Below are 20565 nucleotides of genomic sequence, written 5' to 3'. Positions count from 1 at the left end.
GCCGCTCAGGCGATCTCGTAGCGGAAGTCGGCGGAGCCGGGCCGCTCATGGCCGATGAGCATGATCAGTAGTGGTGCCTCGCCGCTTCCGGCGAGATCCAGCTCCTCGACGAAGGAGACGGTGTCGAAGCCGAGCGCGACCCCGCCGCCCAGCCCCAGGGCGGCCGCCGTGGTGTAGAAGGTCTGCGCGACCGCGCCGACCGTGGCGTTGACCAGCCGGTAGCCGCGGTCGCCGACCGCGTCCAGGACGGCCGCGGTGCGGACGGCGGGCACGACGACGGCCCCGGCCTGCTCCAGGTTGTAGTTGGACAGGAAGTAGTTCTTCTGGAGGAAGGCGCCCGGTGGCCCCGGCTTCACCAGCCGCAGCGCGTGGTCGTCGGCCACGTACTCGTACGCCCCGGGCGCGACGCCCGCCACGTGGTTGACGAAGACGTACAGCTTGGCGAGCGGCGGTCCGCCGGGGACCGCGGCGTCGTCGCCGACGGACGTGGCCGCGGCGGCCGCCAGGGTCGCGGCCAGTTCCCCGGCGGAGAGGGGCCGCCGGGCGTCGAAGCGGCCGAAGCTGCTGCGCCGGCGCCGCAGCGCCTCGCGCACCCCCATGGCCAGCGGCGGGGCCTCCGGCAGCGCCACGCGCTCGCCCTCCCGGCGGGCAGGGCGGCGGCCGGGGCGAGGGCGCCCGGCGCCGGGCGGTCGGCGGCGTGCCCGACGGTCGCGGCCTGGACGCGCCGCACCGTCTCGAAGACGACGACCCGGCGGGAGCGCTCGCTCTCGGTGCGGCGGACGCGCGGCGCGGGGCCCTCGGCGACCGGTACGGGGGCGGCCGCCGCCGGGGGCGCGCCCTCCCAGGAGAGCGGCACGACGGCGAAGATCCCCTCCTCGGCGGCGTCGACGCCCAGCAGCCGGGCCAGCCGCTCCTCGTCGAACCACAGCGCCGGCTCGACCCGCAGCCCGCGGGCGCGCGCCCAGACGCGCCAGGTCTGGAGGGCGGCACCGACGTCCATGCTGACCGCGTGCATGCAGAAGCTGTTGTACTTGAAGGCGTTCTGCCAGAACTTCACGCCGAGGACGAGGAACTGGTCCGCGGTCGTGCCGTTCCCCAGGGCCTCGCGGACCTCTCCGGTGACGTCGCCCGTCAGCAGGCGCTGCATGGCGTGGTGCGTCGTGGAGTAGTGGTGCACGCCCGGGGTGAAGGGGCCGCCGGGGCCGCTGACCCAGTAGACGGTGACGGGGTAGAGGCCGCCGCCCGAGGCGCTGCCCCGGGACCAGTTGGCGTCGGTGTAGAGCGGCAGGGACGGCAGGTCGGTGTTGGCCTGGACGCCCAGGCGGCGGCCGACGCGGCCGTAGGAGTCGAGCAGCATCCCGCTCAGCAGGGGCAGGGTGAACGGTTCGTCCCGGGGCCCGGAGGCGCCGAAGACGCCTTCCTGGACGGTGGCGCCGGGGTCCGGCAGGGCGCCGTCCGGCAGCGGGACGGACTCGGCGCCCGGGTAGAACTTCCCCTTGCGCGGCCGGTCCGACCAGTCGGGCACGAAGTCGACGGGCTCCATGGGGATCCTGCCGCGGTGCATGATCGCAGCCGCGTATTCATGGGCGAAACCCACGGGTTCTCCTTAGGTGTTCGGCTCGTTTCAGCTCAATCGGCCGGGGAGTGGGGGAATCAGAGGGGTGGGCGGAGAGCGGGGGAACAGAGGGCCAAGGGGCCAAGGGGGCAAGGGATCAAGGAAAGGGGTGCGGGGCCGGGTTGAGGTCCCCGGGCCGCAGATCGCGGTCGCGCAGCCCGGCCTCGCGCAGCGCCGTCCGCATCCGCGGCATGTGCGGCGCCCGCTGTCGCCGCCACCCGAAGTCGATGGGGAGCAGCCCCGGCACGAGCACGGAGACCGTGTGCAGGCCCAGGTCGCGCTGTTCGGGCAGGGTCTGGTCGACGACGACCACGTCGAACCCCGCGTCCGCCACCGTCGCCACGCACCGCTCGACGTCGTCCCTGAGGTCGCCCGAGGCGGGCAGCACCCGGGTGCCGGGCCCGTACAGCTCCGCCATCGAACGCTTCGGCCCCCGCGCCGCCAGCAGGAACCCGGCGTGCCCGGACATCTCCGGGAGGCCGTAGACCAGCGGGTGGTCGTGCAGCGCCAGCACCTTGTCGAAGTCGGCGGCCATGGCCCGCAGCCGCTCCCCGTCGCGCTCGGCCCGGCCGCGGATGTTCACCGCGTCGGTGGCGATCTCGCAGAGCCCGCCGGCGAGCGCCGCCTCCGGGTCGAGGCCGGCGCCCGCGCCGAAGCACATCGTGCCGGGGCCGCCGTCGGCGCGGACCGCGACGGCGGTGACCACCGGCACCGGGAAGGTGATCCGGGTGTCGAAGAACCGCGCCTCGTAGCCGTACATCGCCAGCCGGTCCACCATCTGCCGCGTCCGGGGGTCGGCGCTGGTCCGCGGGTCGATCTCGGGGAGCGCCGGCCGCCCGTACCAGGCCAGCAGGAACGCGTCGCGCTCGACGACCTCCATCAGCCCGAAGTAGACGGCCTCCTCCAGCGAGCCGCCCGAGGCGCAGCCGTTGGAGCTCTCCTGCACGAAGCGGTTCTCCAGGCCCGGGGTGCCGTAGTACGTGAGGATCTCGGGCACCAGCAGCGGGCGGTGGTCCCGCAGCGAGTACCCCCACACCCAGGGGATCTCCCGGTCGGGCGTGAAGGGGGTGACCCGGGGCTCGGCGCGGTGGAACTCCGGCGGGTACAGACCGCACTCGCGGGGGTCGACGGCCGCCTCGCCCCGCGCCCGCAGGGCCGCCAGGGAGGCCCGCACCCGGGTCCGCCGGCCGCGGGCGCGCATCCCCGCCGCCCGTTCGAGACCCTCCAGGACGCCGATCCTGGCGCTGTCCGCGTACGAGTCGGCGTGGCCGCCCCAGAACGTCTCGCGCAGGTACTCGCCCGAGCGCAGCTCGAAGCAGCCGACCGTCGCCGACGTCGTCGCCGACGCCACGTCGTGCACCACACCGGGGCCGAGGGCGCCGCACAGCGGATTGGCGAACGCCTCCGTCGGCAGGTCGTACGCGCCGATCCCGCGCACCCGGAACGAGCCGGGCCGGTGCTCGGGCGCGGGCCGCAGCGTGAGCGTCGCGGTCCGCGCGTCGTCGGGGACGCCGCGCCCGCAGTCCGGGCACTCGGCGTCGGGGACGAGCGGGTGGCGGCTGACGCGCAGGGTCTCCAGATCGACGAGGTGGACGGCGGGGAAGGGGCCGTCGGCGCCGGCCGTGCCGGTGTCACGGGTGCCCCCGGTCCCCGCGGCCGCTTCGTCCCCCGCGGTCGTGGACGCCTCGCGGGCCCTTCCGGCCTCCCGCTCCCGGTGCGCCGTCAGCAGTGCGGCGATCGTGTCGGCCAGGAACGGCAGGGCGTACGGCGGCACGCCGGCGGCCCGGGTGCCCGAGCCCAGCTCCAGCGCGTCGCGCAGCGCCCTGCCGCGCACCGACTGCCAGCGGCGGGCCAGGCACCGGGGGCACGGCCGGGCCGCGTCGCCCTCGCCGCCGGCGCGGGGGAGCGGTCCGACGAGCGCGTGGTGCCCGTAGAGCTGTACGCGCGGCACGGGACTGTGACTGGACGAGGGGCCGGACGAGGGGCCCTGGGCCAGCCCGTCCCGGAAGCCGAGCGCCGTGACCTCGACCGGCCCGGACCCGGAGTCGCGCAGCAGAGCGGCCAGGTCCCGGCACACGCGCTCCCACTCGGGAGGCGTCCCCGGCACGGAGGGCACGGCCGGTGCGGCCGTGGTCTCAGTGGGCACGGGCCGCCCCGTCCGTACGCTCGCCGCCGCCCGCGCGGGTGTCCTCGCGGGTGAGGAGCACCCGGACGGTGGTGATGCCACCGGCCAGGAGGTCGGCCGAGTCCGTGGGCACGACGAGCGCCTCGCGCCCCGCCGCGCGCAGCCGGTCCAGGATCGCCGGGTACGAAGTGGCCTCGCCCACGCGGGCGTCGCCCGCCCCGGTGACCGCGAGGGCCGCCGGCTCCAGGTCGCCCAGCAGTGGGTCCCCGAGGTCGACGGGGGGCTCGCCGTGCTCGGCGAGCTCCCGGCCGAGCTGCTCCTGGCCCAGCAGGTCGCGCAGCGCCCCGGCGGCGGCGCGCCGCCAGTCGGTCTCGCCGGCCACCGCCCAGATCCGCTCGCCGGTCCGGGGGAGGAAGGCGCGGGCGAGCAGCACATGGGCGGAGGAACGGGCCGACTCGCCGAGGTCGAGGAGCTCGCACTCGACGCCGAGGTTGCGGGCCGAGCTCAGCAGGAAGACGAGCTCCGGGTCCGCCCCGAGCCCCTCCGGGGCCACCAGGGTCGCCCCGCCCGTGCCGCGCACCGCGCGCTCCAGCGCGTCGTGGCACAGGGCGGAGAGCAGGCCGCGCGCCGTGGCCTCGGCGGCCGTACGGCCCGCGCCGGTGCCCGCCGTCGTCGGCGTGTGGACCCGGTCGCGGTTGTACGGGCCGAAGGTGCGCACCGCGCCGGCCGGCACCAGCGCCGGCTCCCCGCCGGTCAGCGAGGCGGCCCGGACCCACGCGGCCGGATCGGGCGCGTCGGCGGCGAGGCCGCTCGCGACGGTCAGCGCGGCGGGGGCGAGGGCGCGGGTGTCCCGGCGGGCGTCGTCGAGGGCCTGCCCGGTGAGGACGCCGCGCAGCGGGACGACGTGCTCGGCATAGGCGCCGGCGGCGGCGTCGAGCGCGGTGAGCCGGGCTCCGGCGACGGTGTGGACGTCGAAGGCGGCGATGTTCCGCTGTCCGGCGTGCCCGGTGGGCAGGCTGACGGCGCCGACCTTCAGCGGGGTCTGCGTCCAGGGCTCGTCCGTGAACCGCTCGACGACGCCCGTGTGCGGGCGGACCAGGACCTGCCGGCGGTTGAGCTCGGCGAGCAGTGCCTCGGTGTCGAGGTCGGGCGCGGTGCCCCCGGCGGGTGCGGGCTCCTCCGGGGCGGGGGCCGCGAAGGGCGCCGTGCCGGCCGTCAGGTCCCGGCAGAACGGGCAGCGGGGGTGCGGCAGCAGCGGCTCCGCGACCACGTCGAAGGACTCGGCGTCCTGGACGATCACCTGGCCCCGGGTCTCGGCGGGCAGCGCCCCCGTGGTGAGGCGGAAGACCTCGTAGCCGAGGAGGTTGCCGAGCATCGCGGCGAGGCCGCGGCCGGCCTCCCGGGCCGGCGGTCCGTCACCGGCCGGCAGACAGATGCCGCTCCACAGGTCGGCCGCCGCGGCGGCGTCGCCGTGGGCGCCGAGGCGCAGGACGGCGCAGGCCCAGCAGCCGGCGGTGCCGGGTGTCATCAGCGGGCCGACGACGGCGCGGTCACCGAACATCGCCGCAGGTATCAGGGACTTGCCCGCGGGCACCCCGGCCGCCACCAGCCGGAAGAGCCGCGCGGCGCCCTCGTGGCCGCCGGTGACCACGACGACGTCGTACGCGGCCAGGTCGCTCCAGCGCACCGGGCCGTCCGCGGGGATCGTCTCCAGGTCGACGGGGCAGCCCCCGGCGGTGAGCGCGGCGGCCTCGGTACGCACCTCGGCGAAACGGTTCTCCACGGTGTCGAGGCCCGCCAGATGGCCGACGGCCGCGCTGCCGTTGCGGACCAGGGCGAGGACGCACCAGCGGGCGACGAGGTCCTCGCCGACCACGGCGACCCGGGCGGCACGGAACTCCTGGAAGCGGCGGGCCGCGTCGTCGGCGTAGTGGTCGACGTAGGCGATCTGCGGGGCGAAGCGCTCGGCGACCTCCGGGGCCGACGGCGTGACCGACGGACCGTCCGGTACGGGGGTGTCACGGGCGAACCCGCGCTCGTACAGCGTCCGCACCAGCCGGCCGACCATGGCCCGCTGGGGCTCGCCGAGCCCCTCGCAGAGATCGGCGACCCGGTGCTCCCCGTTCAGGTGCGGGACTATCAGGGTGGCGAAACGGTAGCCGGACCTGGAATTGAGATGGAACCCGCCGTGCGCGTTGTGGAACAGCACGCCGTCCGGCGTCTCCGTGAAGAGCACGTCCCGGCGGATCCGGGGCCGGGTCTCGTTAATCGCTTCGTAGGCTTCCAGCATGAGTTTCACACCTCGTGAAGGAGACGGATGAATTCAGTGGCGCATCGACAGCGCGGGTGGGTCGTCGTGAAATCCGGTGGCCCGGCGGGCGAAATTCCGGAGCAGTTCGTGCATGTGATAGCGGCCGGCCGGGCCCTCTTCGAGCAGGCTCACGTCCACCAGCCGTTCCAGGAGTTCCTCGGCCAGTGACGGGACCACTCCCAGCAGGCCGGCCGTGCCGGTCACCGAGAGCCGCTCCGGCGGCGAGGCGCCGACGCGCAGGAACGCGTCGGCCAGCCGGGGGTCCAGCCGGTCCAGGGCGCCGGTGAACAGCCCGGGCACCGACAGGCGCGGGTCGTCGGGCAGCGACAGGCGGGCGACGGGGTCCTCGCGCAGCCAGGCCACGCAGTCGGCCACCGTCAGGCGCGGCCGGGTCAGCAGCCGCGCCGCCATGATGCGCAGGGCGAAGGGGAAGTGCCCGCAGGCCGCCGCCAGCCGGTGCACCGCCCCGGCCTCCGCCCCGGCGCGGCCGTCGCCGAGGACGGTCGTCAGCAGCCGGAAGGACTCGTCCTCGGTGAGCGCGCCGAGCCGGTGGGCCCAGCCGCCGTGCGCCGCGAGGAGCCCGGCGAGGCCGAGCCTGCTGGTGACGAGCACGGCCGCGCCCGCCTCGGCCGGCAGCAGGGGCCGCACCTGGTCGGCGCCGGTCACGTCGTCCAGGACCAGCAGCCGCCGAGGGCCCCCGGTGCGCCCCCGGAGCTCGGCCGCCACCTCGCCGGGAGCCCTCGGCGTCCCGTCGTCGTGGGTCATCCGGGCGGTGTACAGGCCGTCCGGAAAGGCGTGTGCGACCTGCCGGGCGGTGTGCAGGGCGAGCGCGGTCTTGCCGATGCCGGGAGCGCCGGAGAGCACGACGATCGCGGGTGCCGCGCGGTCGGCCGTGAGCCGTCCGGCGAGCGCGGCGCCGTCGGCCTCCCGGCCGGTGAAGCCCGGCACGGCGGCGATGGGGGAGGGCGCCGCCGTGCCGGAGTACGCGGGGGTGGGGGCCGGCTCGTCCGTTTCCGGCCGCGGCCCGATGTCGTCACCCCGGAGGATGCTCAGTTCGAGCCGTCGCAGCGCCGGTCCGGGATCCACCCCCAGTTCGTCCTGGAGGTACCGCTTGACCTCCCGGTACTCGGCGAGGGCGTCGGCCTGCCGGCCCGTGCGGTAGAGCGCCTCGATGAGCTGCTCGCGGAACCGCTCGTGCCCGGGGTGGGCCCGCGCGACCGCCCACAGCTCGACGAGCGCCTGGCCGCAACGGCCCAGCCGGAGCTCGATGTCGCAGGCCCGCTCGACCGTCCGCAGCCGCTCCTCGGCGAGCCGCGGCATCTCGTCCCGGCGCAGCAGGTCCGACGGGACGTTGGTCAGCAACGGTCCCTGCCACAGCGCCAGCGCCTCCTTGAGCAGGCACAGTTCGGCCTCCGGGTCCCGCTCGGCCTGCGCCCGGGCCCGCAGCGCGCGGAAGTCGACGAGATCCAGCGAGCCCGGTTCGACCGCGGCGCGGTACCCGCCCGGCACGGACTCGATCACCGCGCCGGAGATCCCGTACTTGGCGAACGTCTTCCGCAGCCGCAGCACACAGGCGTGCAACGCCGCCTTCGCCGAGGAGGGTTCCTCGTCGCCCCAGATCGCCCGCCGCAGGAACGCGACCGGCACCACCGTGCCCGGCCGCAGCAGCAGGGCGGCCAGCAGGACGGTGGGTTTCGAGGGCGGGAGCACGACCACGTCGGGGCCGTCGGCGATCCGCAAAGGGCCGAGAATCTGAAAGCGCATATTCTGACACCTCCAACGAATCCTTATGGGTTCCCATCCATGGACACGCGGCATCGGGCAGCGCGGGGTGGTCGAGGCCGCGACGCCTTCTTCGCCCTCAGAGTCTGCAACAGGAAATCCGTCACTCGCAGTGTCGTGAGTTCCAGTGCGGGTCGCGGAAGGTGGCGCGTATGCAAAATCAATCGTTAAACAACTCACCGGGCATTGTTCAGGAGTTGGACCGGACTGGTCAGCGCCGCCCCGATCCGGTAGAAACGGGCATGGCAATGATCAGTTAAAGCCGGGGGAGACATCCGAAGGTGAAACAGGACCAAAGTCCCGAGTCGCCGACGCGACCGGGGGGCCCGGCGGCCCTGTCTGCCACACCGGCGGGCGGACAGTCCGTCAGCCGGCTGCTGCGCGCCTGGCGGGCGCGCGTCGACCGCCGCCGGATACCCGAGCTGCGCGTCTGGGGACACCGCGCGGGGTCCCGGATGTCCCAGGCGGACGTCGCCAGGCTGACCGGGGTGAGCGAGGGCTGGTACCGGGCGCTGGAGACCGGCGCGCCCCGGGAGTTCTCGGACGCCTTCCTGCTGCGGGTCGCCGAGGCGCTGCGGCTCAGCGAGACCGAGACCCTCACGCTCTTCCTCGGCGTCTCCGGCCGCCGCCCGCCCATGAGCGGCGTGCACCGGGCCGGGACCGCGGTGGACCCGGCGACCGTGACCCTCCTCGAACACCAGGCGCCGCACCCGGCCTACGTCTCCGACGCCGCCTGGAACATCGTCGCCGCCAACGCCCCCATGACGGAGTGGTTCCCCTTCACCCTCGGCCCGCGCCCCAACCTGATGCGCTGGGCCCTGACCTCGGCCGAGGCCCGCGAACAGATCCTCGGCTGGGAGGACACCTGCGCCCGCATCTACCTGCCGATGCTGCGCGTCGCCAGCCACCGGGCGCCGCGCAACGCCGAGATCCAGGCGCTGATCGCGGACATCCTGGCGGCCAATGGCACGTGCCGCCGGATCTGGGCGGAGCAGCACGCGGTGGTCGAACACCCCGGCGGACACCGGCTCCGGCTGCGGTTGCCGTGCCACGACGGCGTGGACGTACAGGTGACCAGCCATGTGCTGGTGCCCGCGGAGCAGCCGGATCTGCGGTTCGTGGTCGTGACGCGGGTGGGGGAGGGGGAGGTGCCCCGGGCGGGCTGATTTTCAGCCCGTCCGGCGCTTGAGGACATTCGGGAAGGGGCGGGGTGGGGAAAAGGCCGCCCGCAGGGCACACCGCCCCCGGCTACCGCCCCCGCCCCCCGTTCCAGTACGGCTCCCGCAGCCGCCGTTTGTACAGCTTCCCGTTCGGATCCCGCGGCATCGCCGCGATGAACTCCACCGACCGCGGCCGCTTGTACCCCGCCAACCGCCCCGCGCAGTGCGCGAGAAGCTCCTCCGCGAGCCGCGCCCCGGGCGCATGCCCCTCCGCGGGTTCGACGACGGCCTTCACCTCCTCGCCCCAGTCGTCGTGCGGGACGCCGAAGACGGCCGCGTCGGCCACGGCCTCGTGGGCGAGGAGCACGGACTCGACCTCCGCGGGGTAGATGTTGACGCCGCCGGAGATGATCAGGTCGATCTTGCGGTCACGCAGGAAGAGATAGCCGTCCTCGTCGAGGTGGCCGAGGTCGCCGACGGTGAAGAAGTCGCCGATGCGGCTCTCCCGGGTCTTGGCGTCGTCCTTGTGGTAGGCGAACCCTCCGGTCGTCATTTTCATATAGACGGTGCCGAGCCGGCCCGGCGGCAGCCGTTCCCCGTCGTCGTCGAAGATCGCGAGTTCGCTGATGGGCCATGCCTTGCCGACGGTTCCGGGCTTCTTCAGCCAGTCCTCGGCGGTGGCGAACGCACCGCCGCCCTCACTGGCCGCGTAGTACTCCTCGACGCAGTTCCCCCACCAGTCGATCATCGCGCGTTTGACGTGGTCCGGGCAGGGCGCGGCGCCATGCAGGGCATGGCGCATCGATGACACGTCGTAGCCTCCGCGGACCCGTTCGGGCAGGCCCAGGAGCCGCTGGAACTGGGTGGGGACCATATGGGTGTGGGTGCACCGGTGGGCGTCGATCAGGCGGAGCATCTCCTCCGGCGTCCACTTGTCCATCACCACCAGGCGGTGGCCGAGGTGCAGGGACGCGGCGGCGAACTGGAGCACGGCCGTGTGGTAGAGCGGTGAACAGACCAGGTGCGTATGGCCGTCGAAGGGCTTGATGCCGAAGATGCCGAGGAATCCGCCGAGGTAGGACTCCTCCGGGGGCTTTCCCGGCAGGGGGCGGCGGATGCCCCGGGGGCGGCCGGTGGTGCCGGAGGTGTAGTTCATGACCCAGCCGAGCGTGCGGTCCGGTGGCGGGGTGCCGGGCCGGCCGTCGAGGAGGTCCGCGTACGGGCGGAAGCCGGCGATGTCGCCGACGGCGTGGCGGCGGGCGGCGGGCAGGCCGGCCTCGTCCGCGGCGGCGGTCGCGGTGGCGGCGAAACGCTCGTGGGCGATCAGGACCCGGGCTCCGGAGTCGGCGAGGATCCAGGCGGTCTCGGGCCCCACGAGGTGGTGGTTGACGGGGACGAGGTAGAGGCCGGCCTGGGTGGCGGCGAGGTGGGCGGTGAGGAGTTCGACGCCGTTCGGGAGGAGGACGGCGAAGGCGTCCCCGGCCCGCAGACCGGCTTCGCGCAGCCCGCGGACGAGCCGGTTGGCGGCGGAGTGCAGCCGGCCCGCGGTCCAGGTCCCGCCGGTGGGGGTGGTGAGGACGGCACGGCCGGGGTCGGCGGCGGCCAGGGCCCAGAAGCCGTTGGGTGGTTGGGGCATGGCGTGGTCCGTCCTCTCGGTCGTGCCGGGCGGGTGCCGCCCGGCCGGAACTCGCTCGGGGCCCGGCCGGTCGGTGCCCGGTCGGCGCGGTCACGCTCCGCCGGGCACCGCGAGGGCCCGGCCCGCTCCGGGCCGTCGTGGCGGGCCGGCCGTGTTCCGGGAGCCGGCGGCCGCGCCGGGGGTGACGGCGCTCTCGCACGCGAAGCCCTCGATCCGCCGGTGGACGCCGTCGGCGCCGGCCCGCCCCGTACGGCCCACCGCGTCGCCGCCCGCTCCGTCACGCCCCCTCCGTCCCGCCCGCGATCCGCCCCAGCCTCGCCACCGCCCGGGTGAAATCCCTGGTGAGCTCGTCGAATACGGCCTGTACGGGGCGCCGGGAGGTCATCCGGCCGACGATCTGGCCGACCGGTGTGCCCAGCAGCGGTGCGGCCTCGTACCGCTGGATCCGGGAGAGGGCCTCGGCGACGAGCAGCCCCTGGAGCGGCATGGGGAGGGGGCCGGGGCCGTCGGGGTCGTCCCAGGCGTCCGTCCAGGCGGTGCGCAACTGGCGGGCGGGCTTGCCGGTGAGGGCGCGGGAGCGGACGGTGTCGCCCGAGCCCGCGGCCAGGAGTTTGGCGGTCAGGGCCGGTGAGTGCAGCTCGGCCTCGTCGGTGGTCAGCCAGAGGGAACCGAGCCAGACGCCCTGGGCGCCCAGGGCGAGGCCGGCGGCGATCTGCTCGCCGCCGCCGATGCCGCCGGCGGCCAGTACGGGCAGCGGGTCGACCGCGTGGACCACCTCGGGGGTGAGCACCATGGTGGCGATCTCCCCGGTGTGGCCGCCCGCCTCGTAGCCCTGGGCGACGACGATGTCGATGCCCGCCTCGGCGTGCCGGACCGCGTGCCGGGCGCTGCCGGCCAGCGCGGCGACGAGGATCCCGTGGGCGTGCGCGCGGGCGACGACATCGGCGGGCGGCGGGCCGAGCGCGTTGGCGAGCAGGGCGATCGGGTGGTCGAAGGCGACGTCGAGCTGGGCGCGGGCCACGTCCTCCATCCAGCCCGTGATGCGCCAGCCCGAGCGGTCGCCGGGGCCGAGCCCCGGGACGCCGTGCCGGGCGAGCGTCTCCTCCACGAACCGCCGGTGGCCGTCCGGGATCATGGCCTCGACATCGGCCTCGGTCACCCCTTCGACCTTCCGCGCCGGCATGACGACGTCGAGTCCGTACGGCCGGCCGCCGGTGCGGGCCTCGATCCAGTCGAGGTCGCGGTGGAGGGCGCCGGGGTCCGCGTAGCGCACGGCCCCGAGCACGCCGAGCCCGCCGGCGCGGCTGATGGCGGCGGCCACCGCCGGGAAGGGGGTGAAGCCGAAGACCGCGTGTTCGATGCCCAGTCGCCGGCTCAGCTCCGTCTGCATGGGCGGCAGGATGCCGCAGCCCGCCGGTCGAGGGAAGAGGTTTCTGATGATGCGTCAGATGAATTCGGCCCGGGTGGACGGGTGGACGGGTGGACGGGCGGACGGGCGGGTGGACGGACGGGCGGACAGGCGGGCGGACAGGCGGATGGGTGTATGGGCGGGCGGACGGGTGGAGCCGGTCCCGGGGTGCGGTGGTCCGCGACGACGCGCTCGTACACCTCCGGCTCACGCGCACCGCCCCTCCGTCAGCCCCCGTGCGGCTGTCCCCGCCCCGCCCGTGCCCTCCGGACCGCCGCCACCTGGCGGTAGAGCTCGACGGCCTCGGTCGAGCGGCCGAGCTGCTCCAGGCAGTGGGCCTCGTCGTTACGGCTGGTCAGGGCGTCCGGGTGGTCGGCGCCCAGGACGCGCTGGCGGGCCTGGGCGACCTCGCGGTAGAGCACGAGGGCGTCCTTCCAACGGCCGAGCCAGCCGAGCCCGACCGCGATCTCGCGACGGCTGACCAGCGTCTCGGGGTGGTCGGCGCCCAGCAGACCTTCGCGGAGCGCGCAGACGTCGCGCGCCTCGGCCAGCGCCTCCTCCCAGCGGCCGAGGCGGCCGAGGTTGACGCCGAGGCAGTGCCGGGCGCGCAGGGTGTCGGGGTGGTCGGGGCCCTGCGCCTGGGTGCGCTCGTCGACGAGTTCGCGGAAGAGCTTCAGGGCCTCCCCGCTGCGGCCGAGCCGGCCGAGACAGATGCCCGCCTCGTAACGGGCGGCGAGGGTGTCGGGGTGCTCCGCGCCCAGCACCCGCTGCCGGGCGGCGGCGACCTCGTGATAGGTCCGCAGCGCGTCGGTCCAGCGGCCCAGCCGGCCCAGCGCGTAACCGACCTCGTAGCGGGTGACGAGGGTGTCCGGGTGGCTCGCGCCGAGGACGCGCGCGCGGGCGGCGGCGACGTCGCGGGCCATGCCGTACGCCTCCTCCGGCCGGCCCAGCCGGCCGAGGTTGAAGGCGAGGTTGTGGCGGCAGCGGAGGGTGTCGGGGTGGTCGGGGCCCATGGTGCGCTCACGGGCGGCGAGCACCGCCACGTACACCTGATGGGCCTCAACGTGCTTGCCGAGCTGCCCGAGGACGTACGCCGTCTCCTGCCGCGCGGCCAGCGTGTCGGGGTGGTCGGGGCCCAGCGCCCGCTCCCGGCCGGCCGCCGCGCGGGCGTACTCCCGCAGCGCCTCGCCCGTACGGCCCTGCCGGCTGAGGGTGAACGCGGCCTCGTACCGGCTGGCCAGGGTGTCGGGGTGGTCGGGGCCGAGGATGAGCTCCCGCTCGGCGGCGACGCCCCGGTGGGCCTCGCCGGCCTCGGCCCAGCGGCCCAGCCGGCCGAGCCGCAGCGCCTCCTGGTGCCGTCCGGCGAGCCGGGTGAGGACCTCCGGGGACGGGAGTTCGACGACGGCGGACCGGCCGCCGGCACCGCCCTTGGCCGGCGGACCGGTCAGGGCTCCGGCGGCGACGCCGGTCCAGGCGCCGGTCAGGGAGACCACGGGGTCGGGCGGCAGGACCGGCCGGGGGCCGGGGCCGGTCGCCTTGGAACCGGTGGTCATGTTCCTCGCCCAGCCGGGCAGCCGGGGCGGGTCGGGCAGCCGCACCGAGGCGCGCGGCGGCCGCGGCGCGATCCCGGGCAGCGGCCGGGGCAGGGTGCCGGCGTGGGCGGCCGGGCCGAGGGCGAGCAGCCGGGCGTGCAGGTCGGCGGCGTCGGGCGGCCGGTCGTCCGGGTCCTTGGCGAGGAGGTCGAGGATGATGCCCTCAAGGGGCGCGGGAAGCTCGGGGCACAGCTCGCGCGGCGGCCGGGGCGCCCGGTCCCGGTGGCCGACGAGGACGGCCCAGGCGTCGTCCATGTCGAAGGGCGGAGCGCCCGTGGCCAGTTCGTACAGCACACAGCCCAGCGAGTACAGATCGCTGCGCTGGTCGACCTGACCGCCGCCGATCTGCTCCGGCGACATGTAATGCGGCGTGCCCATGGCGATGCCGGTACCGGTGAGACGGGAGGAGAGGGACGAGGCGGAGCCGTAGCCCATGTCACCGAGCCGGGCGATGCCGAAGTCACAGATCTTCACGCCGCCGTCGGCGAGCCGCATCACGTTGGCGGGCTTGAGGTCCCGGTGGACGACGCCCTGCCGGTGGGTGTAGTCGAGGGCCGCGGCGACCTGCTCCGCGATGTCGACGAGCTCCGGCACGGGCAGCGGGTACCGCCGGTTGTCGTCCATGAGCTCGCTGAGGTTACGGCCGTCGAGCAGCTCCATGACGAGGAACAGCACGCCGTCGGACTCGCCGAAGTCGTGCACGACGGTGATGCCCCGGTGCTGGAGGGCCGCCGCGACCCGCGCCTCGCGCCGGAACCGCTCGCGCAGCACCCGCAGGTAGGAGTGCTCGTGCCGGGGCCCCATCGGCTTGAGGCACTTGACCGCGACCTGCCGCCCGAGCGAGGTGTCACGGGCGCGCCACACTTCGCCCATGCCGCCTCGCCCGATCCGGTCGAGCAGCTCGTACCGACCCTGGATCAGCCTGGATTCCACCATCCCTCGCCGCCGCCCCCGTCGCGTCGCGTGCATCCCCCGGCCCGTCCAGTATGGCGGCCGGTAGGGGCGGCTTGAAGACGGAGGGAGTGCTGCCGGTAGTGGTGGGACGGGCTGAAATCAGCCCGTCCGGCGATTGAGGACACCGCGCGAAGCGCGGAAAAAGGGGGGCCCGGGGGCGAAGCCCCCGGTTACGGGAAGGGGCGGGTAGGGGAGAACCCCGCCCATGACCCCACCCCGCACCAGCACCGTCGACGGCATCCTCCACCGCACAGCCACCCGCACCCCCACCCGCACGGCCATCCGTTTCCAGGACCGCGCCTGGACCTACCGCGAGCTCGACGACGCCGTGACCGCCGCCGCCCGCGCACTCCTCGGCACCGGCCTGCGCGCGGGCGACCGCGTCGCCGCCTACGGGCACAACTCCGACGCCTATCTGATCGGCTTCCTCGGCTGCGCCCGCGCCGGGCTCGTCCACGTCCCCGTCAACCACCGCCTCACCGGCGCCGACCTGCGCCACATCCTCGAACATTCCGGCAGCTCCCTGGTTCTCACCGACCCGCACCTCGAGCACCGCCTGCCCGGCGGCGTACGCGCCCTTCCCCTGCGGGACGCCACGGGCTCGCTGCTGGAACGGCTGGCCGACCGCCCCGGGACGGCCGTCCTCGCCGTCGGCGGTCCCGGGGCGGACGACCTGGCGCAGCTCCTCTACACCTCCGGCACCACCGCGCTGCCCAAGGGTGCGATGATGACGCACCGCGCCTTCGTGCACGCGTACGCCAGCGCCATCACCGCCCTCGACCTCAAGGAGACCGACAGGCCGGTCCACGCCCTGCCGCTGTACCACTCCGCGCAGACGCACGTCTTCCTGCTGCCTTACCTGGCGGTCGGCGCCGAGAACGTGATCATCGACGCCCCCGACCCGGACCGCCTCCTCGAACTGGTCGAGAACGGTGGCGTGGACAGCCTCTTCGCCCCGCCCACCGTCTGGATCGACCTCGCCCGCCATCCCGGGTTCACCGGCCGCGACCTCTCCGGGCTGCGCAAGGCGTACTACGGAGCGTCGATCATGCCCGTGCCCGTCCTCGAACGGCTCCGGGCCCGGCTGCCCGGGCTCGCCTTCTACAACTGCTTCGGGCAGACCGAGACGGGACCGCTGACCACCGTGCTGCGCCCCGAGGAGCACGCCGGCCGGTCGGCGTCGTGCGGGCGGCCGGTGCTCTTCGTGGAGGCCGGCGTCGTGGACGCGAAGGGCCGGGAGGTGCCGGCCGGTACGCCGGGCGAAGTGGTCTACCGCTCACCGCAGTTGTGCGACGGCTACTGGAACAGCCCCGAGGAGACCGAGGAGGCGTTCCGGGGCGGCTGGTTCCACTCGGGTGACATGGCCGTCCGCGACGCCGAGGGCTACCTCACCGTCGTGGACAGGATCAAGGACGTCATCAACTCCGGGGGAGTGCTGGTCGCCTCCCGCGAGGTGGAGGACGCCCTCTACACGCACCCCGCCGTCGTGGAGGCCGCCGTCGTCGGGCTGCCCGACGAGCGCTGGATCGAGGCCGTCACGGCCGTGGTCGTCGTCCGGGCGCCGGTGACGGAGGAGGAACTGCTCGCCCACGCGCGGGAGCGGCTCGCCCACTTCAAGGCGCCGAAGCGGGTGGTGTTCACGGCGGAACTGCCCCGGAACGCCAGCGGCAAGATCCTCAAACGGGAGCTGAGGGAACGCTACGGCGTATGAGGGGCGTACGGGGTCCCTGCCCGTGGAGCCCCCGTCCGTAGAGCCCCCATCCGTGGGGGCTCCGTCCGTGGGACCCCTTGCCTGTGGGGCCCTGCCCGTGGGGGCCCCTGCCTGTGGGGCCCCACGCCCGCCCCGCCTCGCCCGCCCCGTGGGCCCTCTCGCCTTCGCCCCGCCCTCCCGCCGTGAGGGCCGCTCACCCCCGGTCCTTTCCCCTTCCCCTGAGGTCGATTATCCGTTTGATCTTGCCCACCGACCGCTCCAGCGTCTCCGGGTCGACGATCTCGACCCCCACCGACACCCCGATGCCGTCCTTCACCCGCCGGACGAGCTCCCCGGCGGCCGCCGCGCGCTGCGCGGAGGTCGCCTCCGGGCGCGCCTCGGCCCGCACGGTCAGGTGGTCCATGCGCCCCTCGCGGGTCAGCCGCAGCTGGAAGTGGGGTGCGACGCCGGGGATGCCCAGCACGGCCTCCTCGATCTGCGCGGGGAAGAGATTGACGCCCCGCAGGATGATCATGTCGTCGCTGCGGCCCGTGACCTTCTCCATCCGCCGGAAGGCCGGGCGCGCGGTCCCGGGCAGCAGCCGGGTGAGGTCGCGGGTGCGGTAGCGGACGACGGGTGTGGCCTCCTTGGTGAGTGAGGTGAGGACCAGCTCGCCGTGGGCGCCGTCGGGCAGCACCTCACCGGTGAGGGGGTCGACGATCTCGGGGTAGAAGTGGTCCTCCCAGATGTGCGGCCCGTCCTTGGTCTCCACGCACTCCTGGGCGACGCCGGGCCCCATGACCTCGGACAGCCCGTAGATATCGACGGCGTCCAGCGCGAAGCGCTCCTCGATCTCCCGCCGCATCCCGTCCGTCCACGGCTCGGCGCCGAAGACGCCGACGCGCAGCGAGGTGGACCGGGGGTCGACGCCCTGCCGCTCGAACTCGTCGAGCAGCGTGAGCATATAGCTGGGTGTCACCATGATGACCTCCGGCCGGAAGTCCTGGATGATCCGGACCTGGCGCGCGGTCATTCCGCCGGAGGCGGGGATCACCGTGCAGCCCAGCCGCTCGGCGCCGTAGTGGGCGCCGAGGCCCCCGGTGAAGAGGCCGTATCCATAGGCCACGTGCACCTTGTGGCCCGGCCGGGCCCCGGCGGCCCGCAGCGACCGGGCGACGACGTCGGCCCAGACGCCGAGGTCGTGCTCGGTGTAGCCGACGACGGTGGGGGTCCCCGTGGTGCCGCTGGAGGCGTGGATCCGCCGCACCCGCTCCTCGGGCACGGCGAACATCCCGAAGGGGTAGTGGTCGCGCAGATCCGCCTTGGTGGTGAACGGGAACCGGCCGAGATCGCCGAGCGAACGGCAGTCCTCGGGGCGCACCCCGGCCGCGTCGAACGCCCGCCGGTAGAAGCCCACGTTCTCGTAGGCGTGCCGCAGGGTGCTCCGCAGTCGCTCCCGTTGCAACGCGGCCAGCTCCGCAGGGGTCATCCGCTCCGCCGCGTCCAGGAGCGCGCCGCTCTCCGTCATCGCCACCACCCTCTGCCGACCGATCGTTCGGTAGATTCCCGATGGTAACCGGCGGTGGGAAGCGCACGTCAAGAGGTTCGGGGGGAGCTTCCCCCGAGCGGGGAGTTCCGCATGCGGGGCGGGCGCGCCCGCCCGGCCGCCGAGGACCGGACCCCGCCGCGTCAGCCCTCGCCGCGTCAGCCTCCGCCCTCCGCCACCTCCTTCGCCCAGCGGTAGTCCGCCTTCCCGCTCGGCGAACGGCGGACGCGGTCCGTGTAGACGACGCCGCGCGGCACCTTGTAGCCCGCGAGGCGGTCGCGGCAGTGCGCCCGGAGGGCTTCGGGGGACGGGGGAGGGGTGCCCTCGCGGGGCTGGACGACGGCGGTCACCCGCTGGCCCCAGCGCGGGTCGGGGACGCCGGTGACCAGGGCGTCGTAGACGTCGGGGTGTGCCTTGAGCGCCTGTTCGACCTCCTCCGGGTACACCTTCTCGCCGCCGGTGTTGATGCACTGCGAGCCCCGGCCGAGGACCGTGACGACTCCCTCGGCGTCGACCGTCGCCATGTCCCCGAGCAGCACCCACCGCTCGCCGCGCAGCCGGAAGAAGGTCTCGGCGGTCTTCGCGGGGTCGTTGTGGTAGCCGAGGGGGACGTGGCCGCGCTGGGCCACCCGGCCGGGCGTGCCGGGCGGGACGGGCTCGTGGGTGACCGGGTCGACCACGGCCGTACGGCCGTTGACGCGCAGCCGGAAGCCCCGGCCGCGGTCCTCGGTGGCGGTGCCGTTGAAACCGGACTCCGACGACCCGAAGTTGTTCAGCAGGGCCACCCCCGGAAGCAGCGCCGTGAACTCCTCCCGCACCGCGTCCGAGAGGATCGCCCCCGAGCTGCTGACGGTGAGCAGCGACGAGCAGTCCGTCCCCCGCAGCGGCCCCGCCAGCGCGTCGACCAGCGGCCGCAGCATCGCGTCGCCGACCAGCGACACGCTGGTGACCCGCTCCTTCGCGACGGTGCGCAGCACCTCGGCGGGCACGAACTTGCGGTGGAGTACGACCTTCTGGCCGAAGCCGAAGGCGATGAGGGCCGTCAGTGTGGACGTGCCGTGCATCAGCGGCGCGGCGGGCAGGAAGACGAGCCCCTCGCCGCCGGCCGCCACCCGTTCCGCCAGTTCACCGGGGTGCTTCACCGGTTCTCCGGTCGGGGCGCCCCCGCCGAGCCCGGCGAAGAACAGGTCCTCCTGCCGCCACAGCACCCCCTTGGGCATGCCGGTGGTGCCGCCGGTGTAGACGATGAACCGGTCGTCGCCCGAACGGGGGCCGAAGTCGCGCCAGGGCGCCCCGGACGCCTCGGCCTCGTCCAGCGGTACGGGCGCGACGGCGGGTTCGGGCGCGCCCGCGGGCGGGGCCCCGGCCCGTACGAGGTGGCGCAGCGTCGGCGCCCCGGGCAGGGCCGCGGCCACCCGCCCGGTGAACTCGCCGTCGAAGACCAGCGCCGTCAGCCCGGCGTCCCGGTAGAGATAGGCCAGCTCGCCCGCCACATAGCGGTAGTTGACGTTCACCGGCACCGCGCGGATCTTCAGGCAGGCCCACAGTGCCTGGAGGTAGCCGACGCCGTTGTAGAGGTGCAGCCCGACGTGCTCGCCCGGCCGGACGCCGCTGTCCCGGAGGTGATGGGCCAGCCGGTTCGCCGCCTCGTCCAGCCCGGCGTACGTGAGTCTGTGCTCGGCGCCGTCGCCCGGGTGGTCGAGGTGGACGAGTGCCTCCCGGCCGGGCACGGCGTCGACGACGGACTCGAACAGATCCGCGAGGTTGTAGTCCACGGCGACATTAGTAGCGCCGCCCCGTGGGGCTGGGAAGCCCCCGCACTCAAAGAATCTGACGGACAGTCAGAAAACTGCCGGGAATCCCTTGAACCGCGGCCGCGCCTCCTGCACCCTGTGGGGGTCCGACGACGGGAGGACCCCCATGGGCGGCACCGAACACCTCACAGTGGAGCGCGCCGGAGCCACGCTCGTGCTCACCCTGAACCGGCCGGAGGCGAGGAACGCCCTCTCGCTCCCGATGCTCGTCGGGCTCCACGACGGCTGGGCCGAGGCCGACGAGGACGACGCGATCCGGTCCATCGTGCTCACCGGCGCCGGCGGCGCCTTCTGCTCCGGCATGGACCTCAAGGCCCTGGCCGCCGCCCGGCCCGGGGACGGCCGCCCGGCGGCCGGGGACCCCTACCGGGAGCGCTTCGCCGCCGACCCCGACCTGCACTGGAAGGCCATGCTCCGCCACCACCGGCCCCGTAAGCCCGTGATCGCCGCCGTCGAGGGCCCCTGTGTCGCCGGTGGCACGGAGCTCCTCCAGGGCACCGACCTCCGCGTCGCCGGCGAGAGCGCCGTGTTCGGCCTCTTCGAGGTGCGGCGCGGCCTCTTCCCCGTCGGCGGCTCCACCGTCCGCCTCACCCGCCAGATCCCCCGCACCCACGCCCTCGAAATGCTGCTCACCGGACGCCCGTACACCGCCCGTGAGGCCGAACGCATCGGCCTCGTCGGCCACGTCGTACCCGACGGCACCGCCCTCGACCGCGCCCTGGAGACCGCCGAGCTCGTCAACGCCAACGGCCCGCTCGCCGTCGAGGCCGTCAAGGCGTGCGCCTACGACACCGCCGGCCTCACCGAGGCCGAGGGCCTCGCCCTCGAACTCGAACGCGGGATGCCCCTGTTCCGCACCGCCGACGCCCAGGAGGGCACCCGCGCCTTCGCCGAGAAACGACCGCCCGTCTTCCGCCGCGCCTGACCGAGGG

At 74.8% G+C, this 20565-nt stretch carries 11 protein-coding genes and 1 pseudogene; 3 read left to right on the top strand and 9 right to left on the bottom strand.

The window, feature by feature from the left end; genetic code table 11:
• Nucleotides 1-5 precede the first annotated feature (5 nt).
• From AF335_RS26890 to AF335_RS26875, 4 genes and pseudogenes are all read right to left on the bottom strand, one after another.
• Nucleotides 6-1597, bottom strand: a pseudogene (locus AF335_RS26890) (nitroreductase family protein).
• Between the two features lie 115 nt (nt 1598-1712).
• Nucleotides 1713-3692 (bottom strand): TOMM precursor leader peptide-binding protein, encoded by a 1980-nt coding sequence (locus AF335_RS26885; RefSeq protein ID WP_376697866.1) that lies wholly within the window; start codon nt 3690-3692, stop codon nt 1713-1715.
• Between the two features lie 58 nt (nt 3693-3750).
• On the bottom strand, nt 3751-6030 hold the full coding sequence (locus AF335_RS35980; protein WP_102921023.1) for a TOMM precursor leader peptide-binding protein: 2280 nt from the start codon (nt 6028-6030) through the stop codon (nt 3751-3753).
• 33 nt (nt 6031-6063) lie between these two features.
• Nucleotides 6064-7815 carry an AfsR/SARP family transcriptional regulator gene (locus tag AF335_RS26875; RefSeq protein WP_102921022.1) on the bottom strand — a complete coding sequence of 584 codons (1752 nt, stop codon included), beginning with the start codon at nt 7813-7815 and terminating at the stop codon, nt 6064-6066.
• A gap of 299 nt (nt 7816-8114) precedes the next feature.
• Here AF335_RS26875 and AF335_RS26870 point away from each other — a divergent pair, with 299 nt between their 5' ends.
• Nucleotides 8115-8999 carry a helix-turn-helix transcriptional regulator gene (locus tag AF335_RS26870; protein WP_102921021.1) on the top strand — a complete coding sequence of 295 codons (885 nt, stop codon included), beginning with the start codon at nt 8115-8117 and terminating at the stop codon, nt 8997-8999.
• An 82-nt stretch (nt 9000-9081) separates the two neighbouring features.
• Here AF335_RS26870 and AF335_RS26865 read toward each other — a convergent pair whose 3' ends face one another.
• The 3 genes from AF335_RS26865 to AF335_RS26850 form a co-directional block, all read right to left on the bottom strand.
• Nucleotides 9082-10629 (bottom strand): acyl-CoA synthetase, encoded by a 1548-nt coding sequence (locus AF335_RS26865; protein ID WP_102921020.1) that lies wholly within the window; start codon nt 10627-10629, stop codon nt 9082-9084.
• A gap of 277 nt (nt 10630-10906) precedes the next feature.
• Nucleotides 10907-12019, bottom strand: coding sequence for an NAD(P)H-dependent flavin oxidoreductase (locus AF335_RS26860; RefSeq protein WP_102921019.1), 1113 nt, complete (start codon nt 12017-12019; stop codon nt 10907-10909).
• Between the two features lie 245 nt (nt 12020-12264).
• On the bottom strand, nt 12265-14565 hold the full coding sequence (locus tag AF335_RS26850) for a serine/threonine-protein kinase (RefSeq protein WP_102921017.1): 2301 nt from the start codon (nt 14563-14565) through the stop codon (nt 12265-12267).
• A 223-nt stretch (nt 14566-14788) separates the two neighbouring features.
• Here AF335_RS26850 and AF335_RS26845 point away from each other — a divergent pair, with 223 nt between their 5' ends.
• The gene (locus tag AF335_RS26845) at nt 14789-16294 is read left to right on the top strand and encodes a fatty acyl-CoA synthetase (RefSeq protein WP_102921016.1); all 1506 of its coding nucleotides are present in this window, start codon (nt 14789-14791) and stop codon (nt 16292-16294) included.
• A 193-nt stretch (nt 16295-16487) separates the two neighbouring features.
• On the opposite strand, the gene paaK is transcribed toward AF335_RS26845, so the two are convergent.
• Both paaK and AF335_RS26835 read right to left on the bottom strand, forming a co-directional pair.
• On the bottom strand, nt 16488-17801 hold the full coding sequence (gene paaK / locus AF335_RS26840; RefSeq protein WP_102921015.1) for a phenylacetate--CoA ligase PaaK: 1314 nt from the start codon (nt 17799-17801) through the stop codon (nt 16488-16490).
• Nucleotides 17802-17977: 176 nt separating this feature from the next.
• Nucleotides 17978-19594 (bottom strand): acyl-CoA synthetase, encoded by a 1617-nt coding sequence (locus AF335_RS26835; protein WP_102921014.1) that lies wholly within the window; start codon nt 19592-19594, stop codon nt 17978-17980.
• Nucleotides 19595-19739: 145 nt separating this feature from the next.
• Between AF335_RS26835 and AF335_RS26830 the strand changes: the two genes are divergently transcribed.
• Entirely contained in the window at nt 19740-20558 is an 819-nt protein-coding gene (locus AF335_RS26830) for a crotonase/enoyl-CoA hydratase family protein (RefSeq protein ID WP_102921013.1), read from the top strand.
• Nucleotides 20559-20565 lie beyond the last annotated feature (7 nt).

The sequence above is a fragment of the Streptomyces eurocidicus genome (genome assembly GCF_002891295.1).
GTDB lineage: Bacteria > Actinomycetota > Actinomycetes > Streptomycetales > Streptomycetaceae > Streptomyces > Streptomyces eurocidicus.
Note: the sequence above shows the minus strand (reverse complement) of the source record. Positions and strands in the feature narration are given on the sequence as shown.